This window comes from Nonomuraea sp. NPDC050556 (assembly GCF_044457355.1).
GTDB lineage: Bacteria > Actinomycetota > Actinomycetes > Streptosporangiales > Streptosporangiaceae > Nonomuraea.
Genome location: NZ_JBITGU010000004.1, coordinates 1,094,336 through 1,113,655, shown reverse-complemented (window position 1 = coordinate 1,113,655; position 19,320 = coordinate 1,094,336). Strand labels below are relative to the sequence as shown.

Sequence of the window (19,320 nt, the reverse complement as noted above, 5' to 3'; positions counted from 1 at the left end):
CATCATGGTGGGCATGACCTATCGCGTATGCCTGGTGTGCATGGGGAACATCTGCCGTTCACCGATGGCCGAGGTGGTGCTGCGGCAGAAACTTGCAGATCAGGGACTTGCGGGCCGGGTCAGCGTGGAGAGCTCGGGCACGGGCGGGTGGCACGAGGGCGACCCCATGGACGAGCGGGCGCTGCGGACGCTGGCCGAGAACGGCTACGACGGATCGGCGCATCGCGCGCGGCAGTTCCGTGCGGACGACTACGACCTGGTCCTGGTGATGGACAAGGAGAACCTGCGCAATCTGCGGCGGATGGCGCCCGAGGTGGAGGCCGAACTGTTCGACCCGCAGGGAGAGGTGCCCGATCCGTACTACGACGGGCGTTTCCTCCCAGTGTTGCGGCAGGTGGAGGCGGCGGCGGAGGGCGTCGTCAAGCGCATCGCCGATGAGATCGGGTGAGCTGCGCCGCGCCGTGACGCCGGACGGCCGGGCGGTGGCCGTCAAGACCGGGCCTGTTTCCCTTTCGTTCACCTCTGAGGCGGCCGGGCTGCACTGGCTCGGTGACATCGCCGCCGAGGTGATCGAGGTGGGGGAGGATCGGCTGGTTCTGGAGTGGATAGCGGAAAAAGAGCCCACCCCGAGCCAGGCCGAGCGGTTCGGCAGGGAGCTGGCGGCCATGCACGCGCAGGGGGCTGACTTCTTCGGCGCGCCGTGGCCGGGGTTCATCGCGGAGTTGCCGATGGACAACTCGCCTTCAGACGACTGGTCGTCGTTCTACGTGCGGCAGCGGGTGCTGCCGTTCATGCGCATGATCGGGCTGGACGCCGACGAGGAGCGGCTCATCCAGCGGTGTGCGCGGCAGCCGCAGGAGCCGCCCGCGCGCATCCACGGCGACCTGTGGAGCGGCAACGTGTTGTGGCGGGGCGACCGGTGCGTGCTCATCGACCCGGCGGCCCACGGCGGGCACCGGGAGACCGACCTGGCGATGCTGGCGCTGTTCGGCGCGCCGTACCTGGACCGGATCCTGCGCGCCTACGACGAGGTCGCGCCGCTGGCGGACGGGTGGCGCGAGCGGGTGCGGCTGCATCAGCTGCACCCGCTCGCCGTCCACGCCGTCCTGTTCGGCGAGCCGTACGTCAGTGACCTGAGAAGAGCGGTCAGCGCTTGATGGAGTCCAGCACCGAGGCGTCGGTCAGGGTGGTGACGTCGCCCAGCGGGCGGTCCTCGGCGATGTCCTGCAGCAGGCGCCGCATGATCTTGCCGGAGCGGGTCTTCGGCAGCTCGGCCACGACCGTGATCTTGCGCGGCTTGGCGATCGGCCCGATCTCCTTGGCCACGTGGGCGCGCAGTTCCTCGGTGTCCACCTCGACGGCGCCGCGGGCGATCACGAAGGCGTACACGGCCTGGCCCGTGGTCTCGTCCGCCGCGCCGACGACCGCGGCCTCGGCCACGCTCGGGTGGCTGACCAGGGCGGACTCGACCTCGGTGGTGGAGATGCGGTGGCCGGACACGTTCATCACGTCGTCGACCCGGCCCAGCAGCCAGATGTCGCCGTCCGCGTCGCGCTTGGCGCCGTCGCCGGCGAAGTAGCGGCCCTGGTACTTCGACCAGTACGTCTCGACGTACCGGTCGGGGTCGCCCCAGATGCCGCGCAACATGGCGGGCCAGGGCTCGGTGATCAGCAGGTAGCCGTCCACGACGTCCACGCTGATGCCGGGGAGCGCCTTCTGCGCCGAGCCCGGCTTGGTGGTGGTCACGCCGGGCAGCGGGCTCATCATCATCGCGCCCGTCTCGGTCTGCCACCAGGTGTCCACGATGGGGCAGCGGTCGCCGCCGATCGTGGTGCGGTACCAGATCCAGGCCTCGGGGTTGATCGGCTCGCCGACGCTGCCCAGGATCCTGAGCGAGGACAGGTCGTAGGACGCGGGGATGTCGGCGCCCCACTTCATGAACGTCCTGATCGCGGTGGGGGCGGTGTAGAGGATGGTCACGCCGTACTTCTCGACGATCTCCCACCAGCGGCCCCGGTGCGGCGAGTCAGGGGTGCCCTCGTACATGACCTGGGTGGCGCCGTTGGCCAGCGGGCCGTACACGAGGTAGGTGTGGCCGGTGATCCAGCCGACGTCGGCGGTGCACCAGTACACGTCGTCGTCCTTGAGGTCGAAGACGGCGTGGTGGGTGTAGGCGGCCTGGGTGAGGTAGCCGCCGGTGGTGTGCAGGATGCCCTTGGGCTTCCCGGTCGTCCCGCTGGTGTAGAGGATGAACAGCGGGTGCTCGGCGCCGAACGCCTCGGGCAGGTGCTTGTCCGGCTGGCCGTCCATGATCTCGTGCCACCAGATGTCCCTGTCCGTCCACGCGACCTCCTGGCCGGTACGCCGGACGACGAGGACGTGCTCCGCGGGCACCTCGTCCACGGCGGGCTTGAGCGCGACGGGCGCGCCGCGCCGGTAGCCGCCGTCGGCGGTGATGACCACCTTGGCGTCGCAGTCGCGGATCCGGTCGGCCAGCGCGTGGCTGGAGAAGCCGCCGAACACCACGGTGTGCGCCGCGCCGAGCCTGGCGCAGGCCAGCATCGACACGACCGCCTCGGGGATCATCGGCAGGTAGATGGCGACCCGGTCGCCGCTGCGCACGCCCAGCTCGGTCAGCGCGTGCGCGGCCCGGCTGACCTCGCGCTGCAGGTCGGCGTAGGTGATCGTACGGCTGTCGCCTGGCTCGCCCACCCAGTGGATCGCGACCTTGTCGCCGCGCCCGGCGGCCACGTGCCGGTCGACGCAGTTGTAGGAGGCGTTGAGCTCTCCGTCCACGAACCACTGCGCGTACGGCTCGCGCCACTCCAGCGTGGTCTCCGGGTTCTTCGCCCAGTCGAGGCGCCTGGCCTGCTTGGCCCAGAAGGCCCTCGGGTCGGCTTCTGCCTCGCCGTACGCGTCGCCGGTGACGTTCGCCGCGGCGGCGAGGTCGGCCGGCGGTTCGAAGCGGCGGTTCTCGTGCAACAGGTCAGCAAGTTCAGACATGCCTCAGAGCGTGCCGACCCCGCATCGACATTTGCTAAACGTCTGGTCAGGGCGTCAGCTTTTTCAGCACCTCGTCGTGCAACGTGCCATTCGTGCACACGAGGCTGCCGTCCTCCAGGCCCTGGCTGCCGGACAGGCTGCTCCAGCGCCCGCCGGCCTCCTCGACGATGATGGTCAGCGCCGCGATGTCCCAGGGGGACAGCTCCGGCTCTGCGCTCACGTCAACGGAGCCCTCGGCGACCATCATGTGCGACCAGAAGTCGCCGTACCCGCGGCTGCGCCAGCACGAGCGCGCCAGGTCGAGGACGTTGTCCAGCCGGCCGCCCTTCTCCCATCCGGTCACGCTGGACAGCGACAGCGACGCGTCGCCCAGGTCGCTGATCTGCGAGACGCGCATGCGTGAAGCCTTGGTCAGGCTCTTGCCCGTCCAGGCGCCGCCCTCCTTGGCCGCCCACCAGCGGCGGCCGAGCGCCGGGGCGGAGACCAGGCCGACCACGACCTTGCCGTGGTCCATCAGCGCGATGAGGGTGGCCCAGACGGGGACGCCGCGCACGTAGTTCTTGGTGCCGTCGATCGGGTCGACGATCCAGGACCTGGCGCCCCAACCGGTGTTGCCGAACTCCTCGCCCACCACGGCGTCGCGCGGGCGGGCCCGGCGGAGCGTTCCGCGGATCGCCTCCTCGACCGTGCGGTCGGCGTCGCTCACCGGGGTGAGGTCGGGCTTGGTCTCGACCTTGAGGTCGACCGCCTTGAAGCGCCGCATGGTCAGGTCATCGGCGGCGTCCGCCATGACATGAGCGAGGCGCAGATCGTCGCTGTAACCCGTCACGAGAAGCCACGGTATCGCGGAGCTTTGGGTTACTTGCCAGTAATATGAGGCCATGTCATTTGATGTGGGCGCCTTTCTCCTGGAGACCGTTCCCTTCGCCAAGACCCTCGGGATCGTCTACGACAAGGTGGATGCGTCCGTAGCCGTCTGCCGGGTGCCTGACCGGCCGGAATTCCGCAACCACGTGGCCGGTCCGCACGCCGGGGTGCTGTTCACGCTCGCCGAGTCGGCGTCCGGGGCGGTGACGCTGGCGGCCTTCGGCGACCAGCTCTCCCGCGCGACGCCGCTGCCGACGACGTCCACCATCCGCTTCCGCAAGGTGGCCAAGGGCGAGGTCACGGCCGAGGCGCGCCTGCTCGCCGACCCCGCCGAGGTGGTCGCCCAGCTCGACGGCGGTCAGCGGCCGGAGTTCGACGTCGCGGTGGAGGTCAGGAACGCCGAGGGCGTCGTGGTCACCGAACTCACCGTCACCTGGACGTTGCGCCCTAATCGGTAAGGCCTGGGCGCGCGGCAGGATCCCGTACGGCCAGCAGCCGGCGCAGCGACACCAGCCGCGCCGGGTCGGCGCCCGTCTCCACCACCCACGCGTCCAGGGCGCACGCCGCGTCCTGGTGCGTGCACCCCTTCGGGCACTTGACCGTGCCCTCGATGAGGTCGGGGAAGCCCGCGAGGATCGTCTCCACCTCCACGTGGGCCAGGCCGAAGCTGCGCACGCCCGGGGTGTCGATGATCCAGCCGCCCTCGGGCAGCTCCAGCGCCACCGCCGACGTCGAGGTGTGCCTGCCCCGCCCGGTCACCGCGTTGACGTGCGAGACCGCCCGGTTGGCGTCCGGCACCAGGGCGTTGACCAGCGTCGACTTGCCCACGCCCGAGTGGCCGACCATCACGCTGATCTTGCCGATCAGGTGCTCGCGCAGCTCGTCGAGCGAGCCGCCCTTGTGCACCACGACGTGCGGGACGCCCAGCGGCGCGTACTGCGCCACCAGTTCGTCGGGCGAGCCGAGGTCGGCCTTGGTCAGGCACAGCAGCGGTTCGATGTCGACGTCGAACGCCGCCACCAGGATGCGGTCGATCATGCCGGGCCTGGGCGGCGGATCGGCCAGCGCGGTCACGATGACGATCTGCTCGGCGTTCGCCACGATCGGGCGCTCGATGCCGTCGGTGTCCTCGGTGTCGTCGGCCGAGCGGCGCAACATCGAGGTGCGCGGCTCCACGCGGACGATCCTGGCCAGCGTGTCGGCGTCGCCGGACACGTCGCCCACGATGCCGACCCGGTCGCCGACCACGATGCCCTTGCGGCCCAGCTCGCGCGCCTTCATCGCGACGACCGTGCGGCGCACCTTCCGCTTCTTCTCCCCGGTCTCGACCAGGCAGGTGAAACGCCCCCGATCGACGGCCGTGACGAACCCCTCCACGGCGTCCTCGTGGGCAGGGCGGATACGCGTGCGTGGCCGGGAACCCTTGCCGGGCCGCACCCGCACGTCATCTTCGTCGTACTCCCTGCGTCGCAGGTCAGGCCCCTTCCAGCATCGCGGCCCACATCCGGGTGAACTCCGGAAGGGTCTTACCCGTCGTCGCGATGTTCTCCACCTCGACCTCGGGCACCACCAGGCCGATCACCGCGCCGGCCGTCGCCATGCGGTGGTCGGCGTAGCTGTGGAAGGTGCCGCCGTGCAGCGCGCGCGGGCGCACGACCAGCCCGTCGTCGGTCTCCTCGGCGTCGCCGCCCAGCCGGTTGATCTCGGTGACCAGCGCGGCCAGCCGGTCGGTCTCGTGGCCGCGCAGGTGCGCGATGCCGCGCAGCCTGCTCGGCGAGGAGGCCAGCGCGGCGAGCGCGGCGATGGTCGGGGTGAGCTCGCCCACCTCGTGCAGGTCGGCGTCGAGGCCGGTGAACTCGCCCGTGCCGGACACCCGCAGGTCGTTGCCGTCGGTCGTGACGGTGGCGCCCATCGCGGACAGCAGCCCGCGCAGCGCGTCGCCCGGCTGCGTGGTCTCCGACGGCCAGTCGGGGATCGTCACCTCGCCGCCGGTCACCATCGCGGCCGCCAGGAACGGCGCGGCGTTGGACAGGTCGGGCTCCACGGTGAGGTCGCGCGGCCTGATCGGGCCAGGCTCGACCCGCCACACGTCGCGCTCGCCGTCGTCGACGACCACGCCGGCGCCCCTGAGCATCTGGATGGTCATCTCGATGTGCGGCATCGACGGAACGGGCGCGCCCTTGTGCCTGATCGTGACGCCCTTGTCGAACCTGGCAGCGGTGAGCATCAGCCCGGAGATGAGCTGGGACGACGCGGAGGCGTCGATGGTGACCTCGCCGCCGGTGATCGGCCCGCTGATCGTGAACGGCAGCGCGTCGTTGTCCACCCGGGCGCCCAGCGCGCGGAGCGCGTCGAGGATCGGGCCCATCGGGCGCTTGCGCGCGTGCGGGTCGCCGTCGAAGAACACCTCGCCGTCGGCCAGCGCGGCCATCGGCGGGACGAACCGCATCACCGTGCCCGCCAGGCCGACGTCGACACTCACCCCGCCCTTGACCGGGCCGGGGGTGATCTGCCAGTCGGAGCTGGAGACCGTCTCGTTCGAGGCCGTCATGCCGGTGCCGAGCGAGCGCAGCGCCTGGGCCATGAGGTCGGCGTCGCGGCTGCGCAGGGCCTGCCGTACGACGCCTGGGCCGTCGGCGAGCGCGGCGAGCAGCAGCGCGCGGTTGGTCACCGACTTGGACCCGGGCAGGCGGACGGTCGCGACGACGGGTGCTGCGGCGGTCGGCGCTGGCCAGTGCGGAGCGGACATGGTCAAAGAGTACTCATGGCGTGAGGACCGCGCGGCCCTGGATCTTGCCGTGTTCCAGGTCGTCGAGGACCTTCGCGGCGTCGCTGAGCGGGTGGCGGTCGACGTGCACCCTGATCCTGCCCTGCCGGGCGAGCGCGAGGACCTCGTGCAGGTCACGCCTGGTCCCGCCGTACGGCTTGCTGACCGTCGCGCCCCACGGCAGGCCGACCGGCGGGCCCGCTGCGGGGAAGCCCAGAACGCCCCCGGCCAGGCCGACCACGGTCAGGTGGCCGTAGGAGGAGACGACGGCCGCGCCGAGGTCGAGCGTCGGCTGCGCGCCGACGAAGTCGAACACCGCGTCGGCGCCGGTCTTCGTGAGGTCCAGGATCTCGGTGGCCGCCTCCCTGCCCGACAGCACCGTCTCGTCCGCGCCGTAGCCGCGCGCGGCCTCCAGCCGCGCCGGGTCGACGTCGACCGCGATGACGCGGGCGCCGGTGACGGCGCGCAGGATCTGCACGGCCATGTGCCCGAGCCCGCCCACCCCGATCACGACGGCTGTGGACGACGGGGTGAGGACCGCCTTGGCGCGGTCGATCGCGTGGTACGGCGTGAGCGCCGCGTCGGCCAGCGGGGCCGAGTCGACGGGGTCCAGGTCGCCGAGCGGCACGAGCGCGCGGGCGGGCACGAGCAGGTAGTCGGCCATCGCGCCCGGATAGCCCAGGCCGGGGCCGGGGACCAGGCCGCGCGGGAACCGTTCGCAGGCGTTCTCCGCGCCCGTGGCGCAGTGGCGGCAGACACCGCAGCCCCAGACGATGTAGCCGATGGCGGCCTGCCCCTCCTCCCAGCCGGTCACCTCGGGGCCGATCGCGGCGACCCAGCCCGCAGGCTCGTGCCCCATGGTCATGGGGAAGGGGAGCTGCTCCGCGTGCAGGAGGTGGAGATCGGAGTGGCAGACGCCGGAACCGGCTACCTTGAGCAGCACCTGGCCCGGACCGGGCACTGGCGCCTCGATGTCGCGCAGTTCGGTCTTGCCTGGACCGATCAGTTGGAAAGCTTTCACGCCATACCGCATACCCATGCAGATATGCCGCGAAAAGGTCAGTGCCTCATGGCAAGGTGGAAATATGTGCGGGAGATACGCCTCAGCGAGGAAGAAGCACGAGCTCCTCGAGGAGTTCCAGGTCGAGCAGGACGCCGCCCCCGAGGAGGAGCTGGCCCCCGACTACAACGTCGCGCCGACCAAGAAGGTCTATGCCGTGATGACGCGCGTGCCGGAAGAGGCCGAACGCGGGGTCAGGCAGTTGCGCGTCGTGAAGTGGGGGCTGGTGCCGGTCTGGGCGAAGGACCCCTCGGTCGGCTCGCGCATGATCAACGCCAGGATGGAGACGCTCGCCGAGAAGCCGTCGTTCCGCCAGGCGTTCGCCAAGCGCCGCTGCCTCCTGCCCGCCGACGGCTACTTCGAGTGGATGCCCCTCGAAGAGGACAAGAAGAAGAAACAGCCCTACTTCATCCACCCGGAAGACGGCGGCGTGCTGGCGATGGCCGGGCTGTACGAGTTCTGGAAGGACAAGACGCGCGCCGACGACGACCCGCTCAAGTGGCTCGTCACCTGCACGATCATCACCACGCAGGGCGTGGACGAGGCGGGGCGCATCCACGACAGGATGCCGATGATGATCGAGCGCGAGCGCTGGGAGCAGTGGCTCGACCCTAAGGTCACCGACACGGCCGAGGCCAGCAGGCTGCTCGTCCCCGCCGACGCGGGCCGGCTGGTGGCCTATCCCGTCTCGACGGACGTCAACAGCGTGCGCAACAACAGCCCCGAGCTGATCAAACCCCTGCCTCCCGAGGAAGAATCAGCGCTTTTCTGACTGGGCGGTGTAAGAAGCACGCTAAGTGGGCATCCGGTGAGGAAAGCGATGCATCCGTTTACTCGGAGTCACCGTATACATGAGCCGCGTGTGACCTCCGGGGAGTCGCGCCACGGCTACCCCCCTCACCTACCCGGAGGTGCGGATTCGTGGACGTCACGACCGCTCGCGAGCGCCTCGAGAGCATGCTCGCCGAACTCGATCGCTCGATCGGGGTCCTGCGCGGAGACCCGGTCGCCGTCCGTGACCGCTCGGCGGCCGACGCCGGGTCCGATCTGACGGACGCCGACCGCGCGCAGGCCATGCTGACCGTCACCACCGCGCAGCGCCGGGCGGTGGTGGACGCGCTCAAACGCCTCGAAGCCGGCGCCTACGGGCAGTGCGTCGACTGCGGCAAGCCCGTGCCAGAAGGGCGGCTGGAAGCCAGGCCCGAGGCGGCCAGGTGCGTGCAGTGCCAGTCCAAGCAGGAGCGGCGACGGTGAACCGCTCGGACACCGCGCACGTCGTACCGGTGTGCGCAGACTTCTCGCAGTCCTGCTGATCGTGTCCACCGCCGCCTGTGGGGCAAGCGCCCAGTTCGTCGGGGCGGCAGGGGTGAAGCGGGAGATCCCGCGCGACCCGCCCGTCGAGGAGACCGTGCGCGGCGTCACCGCGTTCGGCCACGCTCTGCTCTCCGCCGTCGCCAAGCCGGGGGAGAACGTGGTGCTCTCGCCACTGAGCATCGCCTCGGCGTACGGCATGGCCAGGGCGGGCGCGGTCGGGGCGACGGCGGCCGAGCTCGACCAGGTCTTCGGCTTCCCGGCGAAGGAGGGGCCGCACGCCGCTTTCAACGCGCTGACCGAGCAGGTGGAGCGGTCGAAGCAGGTGAGCGTGGCCAACGCGCTGTTCCCGCAGCAGGGCAGCCCGATCAACCAGGACTTCCTGCGTACGCTGGCGGCCCAGTACGGCACCGGGGTGCAGACCGTGGACTTCACCGCGGGCAACGCGGTCGACGTCATCAACGACTGGGCGGACAGGAACACCGCCGGGCGCATCAAGAAGGTCTTCGAGCAGCTCGACCCGCGCACCAAGCTGGTTCTCGCCAACGCCGTCCACCTCAAGGCCGACTGGCTCCTGCCGTTCGGCAAGGAGCCGACCCAGAACGCCACCTTCACCAGGCACGACGGCTCGACCCTGCAGACGCCGACCATGCACGCCATGGACAGGTTCGCCTACGCGGCTGGTAAGGGGTGGCAGGCGGTCGAGCTGCCCTACCAGGGGGGCCAGCTGGCCATGTGGGTGCTCGTGCCGTCGCCGGGCGGGTCTCCGGGCGACCTGCTCAAGCCCGAGACGCTGGAGCAGGTCGCGCGGGGGCTGAAGGGGGCCAGCGTGGACCTGAAACTGCCCAAGTGGGACTTCGCCACCACTATCGACCTCATGCCGCCCATGGAGCAGCTGGGGCTGCGCGACTCCGACTTCTCCGGCATCGCCCCCGGCCTCTTCATCTCGCAGGCCATCCACCGCGCCAACATCACCGTCGACGAGAGAGGGACGGAGGCGGCAGCGGTCACCGCGCTGGCCTTCGAGGCGTCGGGCCCCGGCGCGATGGACGCCACCGTGCGGGCCGACCACCCGTTCGCCTTCGCCATCGTCCACAAGCCCACCAGAACGCCGCTGTTCGTCGGTCAGGTGGCCGACCCCGGCTTGTAGGCGCTCGCCACCAGGTGGATGCCGACCGTGTCGTCGTCGTCCGGGTGCGCGTCGAGCTCGGTGCGCACCAGCCACGCCAGCGCCCGCGTGTCGGTCGCCAGCACGTGGTCGACCGTCGACGGCGACAGGACCGTGCGCGGGCGGATCCACTCGACCTCCAGCCCGGCGCCCACCAGCAGCTCGCGCAGCTGCGCGCTGCTGAAGCACCGGGTGATCGAGCCGTCCGGCCACGGCACCAGCATGACCTCGCCGGTCTGACGCAGGTGCTGCCAGTAGTTCTGCTCGGCCAGGATCGCCATGCCGAGCACCAGCGAGTCGACGCTCACCATCGCCCGGCCGCCGGGACGCAGCACCCTGGCCACGTCGCTGATCGCGGACTCGGCCATCAGCTCGATCGACAGCGCCCGCTCCTCGGCCACCACGGCGTCGACGCTCTCGTCCGGCAGGAACCCCAGGTCGTCCGCGCGGATCTGGCGCACCCTGTCGGCGTCGCGCACCCCTTCTGACGAGCGGCGGAAGTCGAGCACCTCGATGACCCGGTGACCGGCCCTGGCGGCCTGCGCAGCCGTACGGCCACGGCCGCCGGAGAGGTCGACGACCACGGAGGGGCGGCCGGGGAGCCAGCGGCTCAGCTGCTCGGCGACGACCGCGCGGTAGAAGGTCCAGTACGGCCCGAGCGTCCCCGAACCGTTCAGCTCCTCGGCCGGAATGGGCAGCACACGCGACTCCTGTGTTCCGGAAATGGCTACCAGCCGGTACGTAACGTTCTTCCCCGCACCGGGTCGTTCGTCACCTTCTATCTTGCGGGAACAGACGCGGTCCCGGGCGTGTTGCCGCAAGCATGCTCACAATGGTTCGCCCCCTCCCCAGTGACAGGCTGGTCACTGCCGAGCGGGTATTCTCCCCTGAGTACGGTGTTCCGCCACAGCAGGCCACCGGTGATCTTAGGGGGGTGGGTCCGGTGCCCGCGACAGGCACGGAGACTCTGGAACAGCGGAGCGAGCGGTTCGAGCGTGAGGCGATGCCGTACCTCGAGCAGCTCTACTCGGCCGCGCTCCGGATGACCCGCAATCCCGCCGACGCGGAGGACCTGCTCCAGGAGACCTTCGCCAAGGCGTTCGCGTCGTTCCACCAGTTTCAGGAGGGGACCAACCTCAAGGCCTGGCTCTACCGCATCCTGACGAACACCTTCATCAACTCCTACCGCAAGAAGCAGCGGGAGCCGAAGCAGTCGGGGACCGAGGAGATCGAGGACTGGCAGCTCGCGCGCGCCGAGTCCCACACCTCATCCGGGTTGAAGTCGGCCGAGGTCGAAGCGCTCGAACACCTGCCCGACGGCGACATCAAGGAGGCCCTCGCGGCCCTGCCGGAGGAGTTCAGGATCGCGGTCTACCTGGCCGACGTCGAGGGCTTCCCCTACAAGGAAATCGCCGACATCATGGGCACCCCCATCGGTACCGTGATGTCCAGGCTTCACCGCGGCCGCAGGCAGTTGCGGACGCTTCTCGAGGACTACGCTCGCGAGCGTGGACTGGTCCCGTCCGCGTCCAGTGATGGGGGCTCCAAATGAGCTGTGGCGACCCGCACGACAAGGACTGTCGCGAGGTCCTGGACAAGGTGTACGCCTACCTCGACGGCGAGCTGGCCGAGGGGGACACCTTCGACATCCGGGTGCACCTCGACGAGTGCAGCCCGTGCCTCAAGGAATACGACCTGGACAAAGCGGTCAAGGCTCTGGTGGCCAAGCACTGTGGTTGCGATCCGGTGCCCGCCGATCTCCGCTCGAAGGTTCTCGATCGGATCGCGCGCGTCCGTGCGGAGCTTGCCGACTAAGTCGCCCCAGGTAGTGGCTTGATTACGCTTTGCTTGCGATTCCCAACTCAGCCCCTTTCCACGGGTCGATTTCTGTAGCGTGAACCACAGACATCGACGTGGAGGCAGCGCATGTTGAAGGCAATGGCCGCCTGGTTGTTCACCGCCATGGTGGTTGTGCTTCTGTGGGGCGGCGGAGCCGTACCCCCGGGAGTCTCTTGGACCTGAGCAGGCGCCCGGTTCGCGCCCCTAGGGGGAGCAATGCGTGATTTGCCGTGGCCCGCGAGGGTTTATTTAGTCGCCATCATCGGGGCGGCGGCCGTCCTGATCGGGCGCAGCGTGGTGTCCGGACGGCTGGTCGAGCCGGGCGAGTGGGGCATGTTGCTGGTGCTCGCGCTGCTCTTCCTGGTGTGCGAGTCGATGCCGACGCTGCTCAACGTGGAGCACTTCGCCGTGTCGGTGAGCTTCTCCGCCGCGCTCGCCGCGGTGGTGCTCATCGGGCCGGAGGGCGCCGCGCTGGTGGGCCTGACTGCCGTGCTGAGCGTACGGCCGGGCCTTCCGCTGGTGAAGCGGCTGTTCAACGGGGCGCAGTTCGCGTTGTGCGGCTACGCGGCGGGTGAGGTCTACGTCGCCCTGGGCGGGGTGTCCGGAGTGCCCAAGCCGTACGGCTTCCAGGACCTGATCGGCCCCTACGCGGCGGCGACCGCGGTCTTCGTGCCGCTGAACATCATCCTGACGCTCACCATGATCAGGCTGGCGTCCCGGATGCGGGCGGCCGAGGTGCCGCTGCGCGGCCTCGTGCAGTTCCTCCTGTCCTACCTGGGCTACGGCACGTTCGGGCTGCTGGTGGCCGGGCTGTGGGCGACCGTGCAGTCGATCTCGGCCGTGCTCGTGCTGCTGCCGCTCTTCGTGGCGCGTTGGGCGTTCGGTCAATACCACGCGCAGGAGCGCTCCTACGACGCCACCATCGCCGCGCTCTGCCAGGCGGTGGAGACCAAGGACTACTACACCCGCGGCCACTGCACGCGGGTGTCGCTGGCCTCGACGCTGATCGCGCAGGAGATCGGCATGGGCATGGAACGGCAGCGCGCGATCCGCTACGCGGGCATGCTGCACGACGTGGGCAAGCTCGGCGTGCCCACCAAGGTCCTGCAGAAGGACGGCAAGCTGACCGAGGAGGAGTTCGCCGCGATCCAGCTCCACCCGATGCGCGGGCTCGAGATCGTGCGCGGCATCGACTTCCTCGACGAGGCGTTCGCCGGGATCATGCACCACCACGAGAAATACGACGGCAGGGGCTACCCGATGGGCCTGGCGGGCGACGAGATCCCCGAGTTCGCCAGGGTGATCGCGGTGGCCGACGCGTTCGACTCGATGACCTCCGACCGCGCCTACCGGGGGGCGAAGCCGATCGAGGTGGCCGTGGACGAGCTGCGCAAGGGGTCGGGCACGCAGTTCGACCCCGAGATGGTGACCGCCTTCATCAAGGCGCTGGAGCACAACCCGTGGCAACCGCCCGGCCGGGTCGAACCGCCGCCGGGCGTCGCCACCGAGACGACGACCAAGGACCACGACGACCCGACGATGCCCATCGAAGTGGTGAGCGGTCCGTGAGCAGAGGGCTCCAGGGGCTCGACTCGGGGCAGTTGCTGCTGATCTGCGCGGCGGGGCTGGTCGCCGTCGCGGGCGTGGCGCACACCGCGGCGACGACGCTCGACCGGCCGGACATCGCGATCGGGTTCGGCGCGCTCATCGCGGTGGGCGAGCTGGCCAGGCTGACGATGCCGGGCAACAGGGAGGTCGCGCCTATCGGCGCCGCAGCGGCGCTCGGCTACACGCTGCTGCTCGACCTCAGCAACAAGCCGCTCAACCACTCGGCGCTGCAGGTGGTGGCGGTGATCGCGGTCGGCATGGTGGCGGGGGCGCTGCCGCACCTGGCGGTGGGGCGGCCGCCCCGGCTCGACGCGATGGCGCGCCGGCTGCTGACCGGGGCGTTGCTGGCGTTCGCGTTCCGCCCGCTGGCCGGGACGCTCTACGGGCTCACCGAGGGGCCTGGCGGCACGTGGTGGCCGGCGCTGACGGTGATGGTGACGCTCATCGCGATCGCCCTGCTGGTGGACGTGCTGATCGCGGCGATGTTGCGCGCCGAGCAGGTGCGGACGGCGTTCCGGGTGGCGGTGCGCGACGAGATCAGGATGGCGTTCCCGCTGGGGGCCGCGGTGGCGGCTTCCGGGGTGTTGCTGGCGCTGGCGACGCACAGCATGGACCTGGTGGCGCTGATCGTGTTCGCCGCGCCGCTGCTGGTGACGCAAGTGGCGTTCCGGAAATATGCCGGTATTCGCGCCACGTATCTGCAGACCGTGCGGGCGCTGTCGCGGGTGACCGAGGTGGGCGGGTACGTCGAGCCCGGTCACTCGCGACGGGTCTCGCGGCTGTCGGTGGCGGTCGGGCGGGAGCTGGGGATGGCCGAGCCCGAGCTGCTGGAGCTGGAGTACGCGGCGCTGATGCACGACATCGGTCAGCTCTCGTTGCGCGACCCGATCCCCGGCGGGGCGACTGTTTTAACCGACCCCGAGCAGGCGCGGCGGATCGCCGAGCTGGGGGCCGAGGTGATCAGGCAGACGGGGGTGCTGGACCACGTGGCCGACCTGGTGCGGCGGCAGTGCGACTCGATCGGCGAGGAGCCGCCGCTGGCGAGCCGGGTCATCAAGGCGGCCAACGCCTACGACGACCTGGTGGGCGGGTCGACGGACCGGGAGCGGGCGGGGGCGGCGCTGGAGCGGCTGCGGCTGGGGTGCGGGCTGGAGTACGACCTGGCCGTCATCGAAGCCATGTCCCACGTGGTCGACCGCGCGACACCGTCCCGGCTTCTCTGAGATCTCGTACGGCGGAGCCGGGGGACGCGCCACCCGCCGCACGTGGCCGGCGTCCTCGGGAGGGTGACGCTCACCGAGCTCCCCGGCTGACCGCCGTCACGGCGCACGAGAAGCCCCGGGACCTCAGTGCCACAACCCTGTGCGGCGGGTAGGGCGTCCCCTGGCTTCGCCGGTCGGGCGTATGCGCTCATGAGTGCATATGTCACTGTTGGATCGTCGAGAAAAGGGAGTTGCCGTGGTTGAGGTACGCGCGGAGATGGTGGCGAACGTCTGGAAGATCGTGGTTGCCGACGGCGACACGGTCGCGGACGGCGACACGCTGGTCATCCTCGAGTCCATGAAGATGGAGATCCCGGTGCTCACCGAGGACGGCGGCGTCGTGCGCCTGAAGGTGGCCGAGGGCGACGTCATCCAGGAAGGTCACGTGATCGCGGTCATCGAGTAGCCGCCGCGCGCTCCAGGAACTTCTCGCGATCCACGACGACCCGCTCGATGGTGCCGCGGCCGACGACGGTGCTCCGGTCGCGGGCCTGGAAGGTGAAGACTAGCCTGCGCCCGTCGACCTCGACCAGCTCGGTGGAGATCTCGATGTGGGCGCCGAGGACGCTGGCCGCCAGGTGCTCCAGCTGCACGCGCGTCCCCACGGAGGTCTGACCGGGGGAGAGGTGGGGGCGGACCGCCTGGACGGTGGTCATCTCGGCCAGGGCCAGGAGGCGCGGGGTGGCCAGCACGGGCACGTCGCCGCTGCCGATCTTCTGGGCGGTGTCTTCCCGCTCCACCATGATGAGCAGCTGGGCGCGCAGGCCCGGGGCGAGCGTCATGCCGCCAGCGTACTGCGCCCCACCAGAACAACCCCGCCTCCCAGAACAACCCCGCCAACCCAGCCCACCCACGCCCCCACGGGTGCCGCGCCCGGGCCCCAATGGAGCTACGCCCTCAAGGGGTGAGGCATGAGGGCTTCTCATGAACCTGGTGGGGTGGGGGTGCGTCTTATGGGGTGTGGGTGGCGGCTCTCCCTGAGGAGCGGTGTAGGCGGTTTGGCGGGTTGATCTCGGTGAATGGCGGACAAGCGGGATTGCTAGGCCGCAGGATAGGTTTGTACGAACTCGCGGCATTTATGTGGCGGTTGAGGTGAGTGAGTCGTACACTCTCTGAGTTCCGTGACCTCCTCGTTACCCTGCCGCGATACAAATCCGCTTTGTTGGAGAGTTCCGGGGGCGGAAGAGGTTCGAGAGGCAGGGGGTAGCGGGGGAGTCATGGTGGCTCAAGGAATCACGCTGGCGGGGCGGTATCGCCTGGATACCCGCATCGGCGCCGGCGGCATGGGCGAAGTGTGGCGCGGCGAGGACATCGTCCTTGCGCGCACCGTCGCCGTCAAGGTGCTGCTTCCTGGGCGCATGGACGATCCCGGCTTCGTGGCCCGCTTCCAGGGCGAGGCGCGCGCGATGGCGACCGTCAACCACCAGGGCGTCGTGGATGTCTACGACTACGGCGTGAGCGAGGTGGCCGGCGCGGGGGCGACGGTCTACCTGGTGATGAAGTTCGTGGACGGCGAGCCGCTCGACCGGCTGCTGGCCAGGATCGGGCGCATCGCCCCTGAACCCGCGATGGAGCTCATCGCGCAGGCGGCCTCCGCGCTGCAGGCCGTACACGACCAGGGCATCGTGCACCGCGACGTGAAGCCGGGCAACCTGCTCGTCCAGCGCGACGGCACCCTGGTCATCACCGACTTCGGCATCGCCCGCGCCGACGTGGCCAGCAGGCTCACGGACGCGGGCATGGTGCTCGGCACGGCCGCCTACTGCGCGCCAGAGCAGGCGGAGGGCGCGCCGGTCACGCCGGCCGTCGACATCTACGCGCTCGGCGTGGTCGCCTACGAGTGCCTGGTCGGGGTGCGGCCGTTCGACGGCGACAGCCCGGTCACGATCGCGCTCAAGCACATCCGCGAGGCGCCGCCGGCGCTGCCGCTGGAGATCCCTGCGCCGGTGCGCGCGCTGGTGGAGCGGGCGCTGTCCAAGGATCCCGCCAGGCGTTTCCCCAGCGCTGCCGCGATGTCGGCGGCGGCGCGCCAGGCCGTGCTGCCGCCGGAGACTGGGGCGGCGCCGCTGGCGGAGCTGTCGCCGGTCACGGGCGCGACGATGGCGCCACCGGTGCCCGACGCGCCGCAGACGGGAGCGGTCCAGCCGGACAACACCACCCTCGCGGGCCCCAGACGCCGCAGAGCGGCCAAAGCACCGCGTAGGGGTGGCTTGGTGGCGGGGTTGGCCGCCGCGGTCGTCCTGGGCGTAGGTGCGGGCGCCGTGGCCCTGACCGGCTTCACCAAGGGGGATCCCAGTCCCACGCAGGGTGTGAAGCCTGGCGCGGCGGAGTCGAGCCTGAACAGCCCGGCACCGACGACAAAGCCCCCCAAAAAGACCAAGACCCCCACGCAGAGACCGACCCCGACGTTACCCACCGAGGATCCCGAGCCCACCGAGGAACCGACGCCGGATCCGACGAAGACACCGACGCATACCCCCACCACCAGCACCGGGACCAAGACGCCGACGAGCACCCCCACCTCCACGGTGAAGAAGAACAAGGTGCCCAACGTCCTCGACATGAGCCTTCCCGACGCCAAGAAGGCCCTCCTGGCACAGAAGTTCACCGTCAAGGTCGTCGACGAGACGATGGGCGACGCCTGCGCGCGCGTCGGTGAGATGAAGCCCGCCAAGGGCACCTGGCTGGAAGTGGGCAGGCCGGTGACGCTGGTCCTCGTCCAGCAGCTCGGCGCTGAGTGCCCGACGCCGACGCCGAGCCCGACGCCGACGCCGTCCACCAAGTAGCTAGACCCCCGTCGTGTTGCGCGGGTAGGCGATCTGGGGGTCCGTCGCGATGTTCACCATGTACGGCACGCCGGAGTCGAACGCCCGGCGCAGCGCGGGACCGATCTCGTCGGGCGAGGTGACCAGCTCGCCGCCGCCCCCGAGCGCCGTCACCACCTGGTCGTACCGCGTCTGCGGCCGCAGCTCCGCCGCCACGTCGTAGCCGTAGAGCATCTGCATCGGGTGCTTCTCCAGCCCCCAGATGCCGTTGTTCCCGCACACCATGACCACGGGCAGGTTGTGCCGCACCAGCGTGTCCACGTCCATGAGCGAGAACCCGGCGGCGCCGTCCCCGAGCAGGAGCACCACCTGCGACGACGGCCGGGCCAGGCGCGCCGCGATGGAGTAGCCGAGCCCGGTCCCGAGGCACCCGTAGGGCCCAGGGTCCAGCCAGTTGCCCGGCTTGCGTGGCTCGACGTATTTCCCGGCGTAGGAGACGAAGTCGCCGCCGTCGCCGATCACCACCGCGTCGTCGTCGAGCACCTTGCCCAGCTCGCCGTAGATCCGCATGGGGTGGATCGGGTCGGTCGAGGCGCCGAGCAGGTCGGCGTCGCCCGCGATGGCGGCCGCCGCGGCCTGCGCCAGGCCGGAGACCCACGGCTCGTATCGCACGGGGCGGACGCCTGCCGCGTCGCAGGCCGTACTCAGACTCCAGAAGACCACGGACAGGTCGCCCGCTGCCGACTCGACCGGCTGCATGTGGGTGGCGAGCTGCGAGGCCGCGTCCGCGATGTGAACGACGCGGGCCAGCGGCGCCCCGTCCTTGCCGCCGAACCACCCGTAGCCGAGGCGGAAGTCGAGCGGGGTGCCGACGACGATCACCAGGTCGGCCTGGCTGAAGGCCTGGCCGCGGGCGCGGGTGACGAGCAGCGGGTGGCCCGCTGGCAGGATGCCGCGGCCCTGGCCGTTCGGGATGACGGGCAGCTTCCACGCCTCGGCGAAGTCGCGAGCCGCCTCTTCCGCGCGGTCCATCCACACGTCCGAGCCGAGGACGAGCACCGGCCGCTCGGCTTCGGAAAGCAGGCGGGCGATGGCGGCCAGCGACTCGGGATCGGGCTCCAGCGGCGAGGGCGTCTGGATCTCGGCCTGGTGCATGGGCGCCGGGGAGAACAGGTGGTCCATGTAGAAGTCGACGAACACCGGGCCGCGATGGGGGGCCAGGGCCGTGCGGAAGGCGGTCTCGACGTCCTGGCCCGCGTCCGTCGCGGTGAAGGAGAGCTTGGTGACGGGTTCGAGCAGCGGTGGGTGGTCCATCTCCTGCAGCGCGCCGCTGCCCCAGCGCGACTGCGGCGCGCGGCCGCCCATGACGACGACCGGCGAGCCGTTGAAGTGCGCCGTGGCCACGCCGCTCACGCCGTTGGTGATGCCGGGGCCGGCGGTCAGCACGGCCAGGCCGGGTTTCCTCGTCAGCCTGGCCGTCGCCTCGGCGGCGAAGACCGCGCTCTGCTCGTGCCGTACGTCGAGGATCCGCATGCCCTCGTGCACGGCGCCGTCGTAGAGCGGGAAGACGTGCCCGCCTGACAGGGTGAACATGGTCTCGACGCCGTAGGCCCGGGAAACGGCCACAGCGGCATCGCCTGCGTGCTTGGCTGGCTCCATGGCGTGGAACC

20 protein-coding genes are annotated in these 19,320 nt (G+C 70.5%); 12 read left to right on the top strand and 8 right to left on the bottom strand.

Annotation, left to right across the window (positions count from 1 at the left end):
* Window positions 1–13: 13 nt before the first annotated feature.
* A complete protein-coding gene (locus ACIBG8_RS42200; RefSeq protein ID WP_397348851.1) occupies window positions 14–448 on the top strand; it encodes a low molecular weight protein-tyrosine-phosphatase in 435 nt (144 codons plus the stop codon).
* Window positions 435–1,157 carry a fructosamine kinase family protein gene (locus ACIBG8_RS42195; RefSeq protein ID WP_397348850.1) on the top strand — a complete coding sequence of 241 codons (723 nt, stop codon included), beginning with the start codon at window positions 435–437 and terminating at the stop codon, window positions 1,155–1,157. The genes ACIBG8_RS42200 and ACIBG8_RS42195 overlap by 14 nt, the downstream gene beginning before the upstream one ends.
* Here ACIBG8_RS42195 and acs read toward each other — a convergent pair.
* Both acs and hisN read right to left on the bottom strand, forming a co-directional pair.
* Window positions 1,147–3,003 (bottom strand): acetate--CoA ligase, encoded by a 1,857-nt coding sequence (gene acs, locus ACIBG8_RS42190; protein WP_397348849.1) that lies wholly within the window; start codon window positions 3,001–3,003, stop codon window positions 1,147–1,149. The genes ACIBG8_RS42195 and acs overlap by 11 nt on opposite strands.
* A 46-nt stretch (window positions 3,004–3,049) precedes the next feature.
* Window positions 3,050–3,832: a histidinol-phosphatase gene (gene hisN / locus ACIBG8_RS42185; protein WP_397348848.1), complete on the bottom strand. Its 783-nt coding sequence runs from the start codon at window positions 3,830–3,832 to the stop codon at window positions 3,050–3,052.
* Between the two features lie 52 nt (window positions 3,833–3,884).
* Here hisN and ACIBG8_RS42180 point away from each other — a divergent pair, with 52 nt between their 5' ends.
* Window positions 3,885–4,328, top strand: coding sequence for a DUF4442 domain-containing protein (locus tag ACIBG8_RS42180; RefSeq protein ID WP_397348847.1), 444 nt, complete (start codon window positions 3,885–3,887; stop codon window positions 4,326–4,328).
* On the opposite strand, the gene rsgA is transcribed toward ACIBG8_RS42180, so the two are convergent.
* Genes rsgA through ACIBG8_RS42165 form a run of 3 tightly spaced genes read right to left on the bottom strand, consistent with a single transcriptional unit; the run spans window position 4,318 to window position 7,658 of the window.
* A complete protein-coding gene (rsgA, locus tag ACIBG8_RS42175; protein ID WP_397348884.1) occupies window positions 4,318–5,343 on the bottom strand; it encodes a ribosome small subunit-dependent GTPase A in 1,026 nt (341 codons plus the stop codon). The two genes, ACIBG8_RS42180 and rsgA, sit on opposite strands and share 11 nt — an antisense overlap.
* Before the next feature lies 1 nt (window position 5,344).
* The gene (gene aroA / locus ACIBG8_RS42170) at window positions 5,345–6,619 is read right to left on the bottom strand and encodes a 3-phosphoshikimate 1-carboxyvinyltransferase (protein WP_397348846.1); all 1,275 of its coding nucleotides are present in this window, start codon (window positions 6,617–6,619) and stop codon (window positions 5,345–5,347) included.
* Window positions 6,620–6,632: 13 nt separating this feature from the next.
* On the bottom strand, window positions 6,633–7,658 hold the full coding sequence (locus ACIBG8_RS42165; RefSeq protein WP_397348845.1) for an NAD(P)-dependent alcohol dehydrogenase: 1,026 nt from the start codon (window positions 7,656–7,658) through the stop codon (window positions 6,633–6,635).
* Window positions 7,659–7,722: 64 nt separating this feature from the next.
* On the opposite strand from ACIBG8_RS42165, the gene ACIBG8_RS42160 reads away from it, so the two are divergent.
* The 3 genes from ACIBG8_RS42160 to ACIBG8_RS42150 all read left to right on the top strand — a co-directional run bounded on the left by ACIBG8_RS42160 (window position 7,723) and on the right by ACIBG8_RS42150 (window position 10,158).
* Entirely contained in the window at window positions 7,723–8,469 is a 747-nt protein-coding gene (locus tag ACIBG8_RS42160; RefSeq protein ID WP_397348844.1) for an SOS response-associated peptidase, read from the top strand.
* Window positions 8,470–8,618: 149 nt separating this feature from the next.
* Window positions 8,619–8,951, top strand: a complete 333-nt coding sequence (locus ACIBG8_RS42155) for a TraR/DksA family transcriptional regulator (protein ID WP_397348843.1) — start codon at window positions 8,619–8,621, stop codon at window positions 8,949–8,951.
* A 31-nt stretch (window positions 8,952–8,982) separates the two neighbouring features.
* Complete coding sequence (locus tag ACIBG8_RS42150; RefSeq protein WP_397348842.1) at window positions 8,983–10,158, top strand: serpin family protein; 1,176 nt, start codon at window positions 8,983–8,985, stop codon at window positions 10,156–10,158.
* Here ACIBG8_RS42150 and ACIBG8_RS42145 read toward each other — a convergent pair.
* Window positions 10,134–10,877 carry a class I SAM-dependent methyltransferase gene (locus ACIBG8_RS42145; protein ID WP_397348841.1) on the bottom strand — a complete coding sequence of 248 codons (744 nt, stop codon included), beginning with the start codon at window positions 10,875–10,877 and terminating at the stop codon, window positions 10,134–10,136. The two genes, ACIBG8_RS42150 and ACIBG8_RS42145, sit on opposite strands and share 25 nt — an antisense overlap.
* 233 nt (window positions 10,878–11,110) lie before the next feature.
* Here ACIBG8_RS42145 and ACIBG8_RS42140 point away from each other — a divergent pair, with 233 nt between their 5' ends.
* The 5 genes from ACIBG8_RS42140 (at window position 11,111) to ACIBG8_RS42120 (ending at window position 15,291) form a co-directional block, all read left to right on the top strand.
* A complete protein-coding gene (locus ACIBG8_RS42140; RefSeq protein WP_397348840.1) occupies window positions 11,111–11,728 on the top strand; it encodes a sigma-70 family RNA polymerase sigma factor in 618 nt (205 codons plus the stop codon).
* On the top strand, window positions 11,725–11,991 hold the full coding sequence (rsrA, locus tag ACIBG8_RS42135) for a mycothiol system anti-sigma-R factor (RefSeq protein WP_397348839.1): 267 nt from the start codon (window positions 11,725–11,727) through the stop codon (window positions 11,989–11,991). Before ACIBG8_RS42140 ends, rsrA begins: the two co-directional genes overlap by 4 nt.
* 240 nt (window positions 11,992–12,231) lie before the next feature.
* Entirely contained in the window at window positions 12,232–13,584 is a 1,353-nt protein-coding gene (locus tag ACIBG8_RS42130) for an HD-GYP domain-containing protein (RefSeq protein WP_397348838.1), read from the top strand.
* The gene (locus tag ACIBG8_RS42125) at window positions 13,581–14,846 is read left to right on the top strand and encodes an HD-GYP domain-containing protein (protein WP_397348836.1); all 1,266 of its coding nucleotides are present in this window, start codon (window positions 13,581–13,583) and stop codon (window positions 14,844–14,846) included. Before ACIBG8_RS42130 ends, ACIBG8_RS42125 begins: the two co-directional genes overlap by 4 nt.
* 235 nt (window positions 14,847–15,081) lie before the next feature.
* Window positions 15,082–15,291 (top strand): biotin/lipoyl-binding carrier protein, encoded by a 210-nt coding sequence (locus ACIBG8_RS42120; protein WP_397348835.1) that lies wholly within the window; start codon window positions 15,082–15,084, stop codon window positions 15,289–15,291.
* Here the strand turns inward: ACIBG8_RS42120 and ACIBG8_RS42115 are convergent.
* Window positions 15,281–15,667 (bottom strand): thioesterase family protein, encoded by a 387-nt coding sequence (locus tag ACIBG8_RS42115; RefSeq protein WP_397348834.1) that lies wholly within the window; start codon window positions 15,665–15,667, stop codon window positions 15,281–15,283. The two genes, ACIBG8_RS42120 and ACIBG8_RS42115, sit on opposite strands and share 11 nt — an antisense overlap.
* A 435-nt stretch (window positions 15,668–16,102) precedes the next feature.
* Between ACIBG8_RS42115 and ACIBG8_RS42110 the strand changes: the two genes are divergently transcribed.
* Window positions 16,103–17,671 carry a serine/threonine protein kinase gene (locus tag ACIBG8_RS42110; protein WP_397348833.1) on the top strand — a complete coding sequence of 523 codons (1,569 nt, stop codon included), beginning with the start codon at window positions 16,103–16,105 and terminating at the stop codon, window positions 17,669–17,671.
* Here the strand turns inward: ACIBG8_RS42110 and ACIBG8_RS42105 are convergent, their stop codons facing one another.
* Complete coding sequence (locus ACIBG8_RS42105) at window positions 17,672–19,309, bottom strand: acetolactate synthase (protein ID WP_397348832.1); 1,638 nt, start codon at window positions 19,307–19,309, stop codon at window positions 17,672–17,674.
* Window positions 19,310–19,320: the final 11 nt, after the last annotated feature.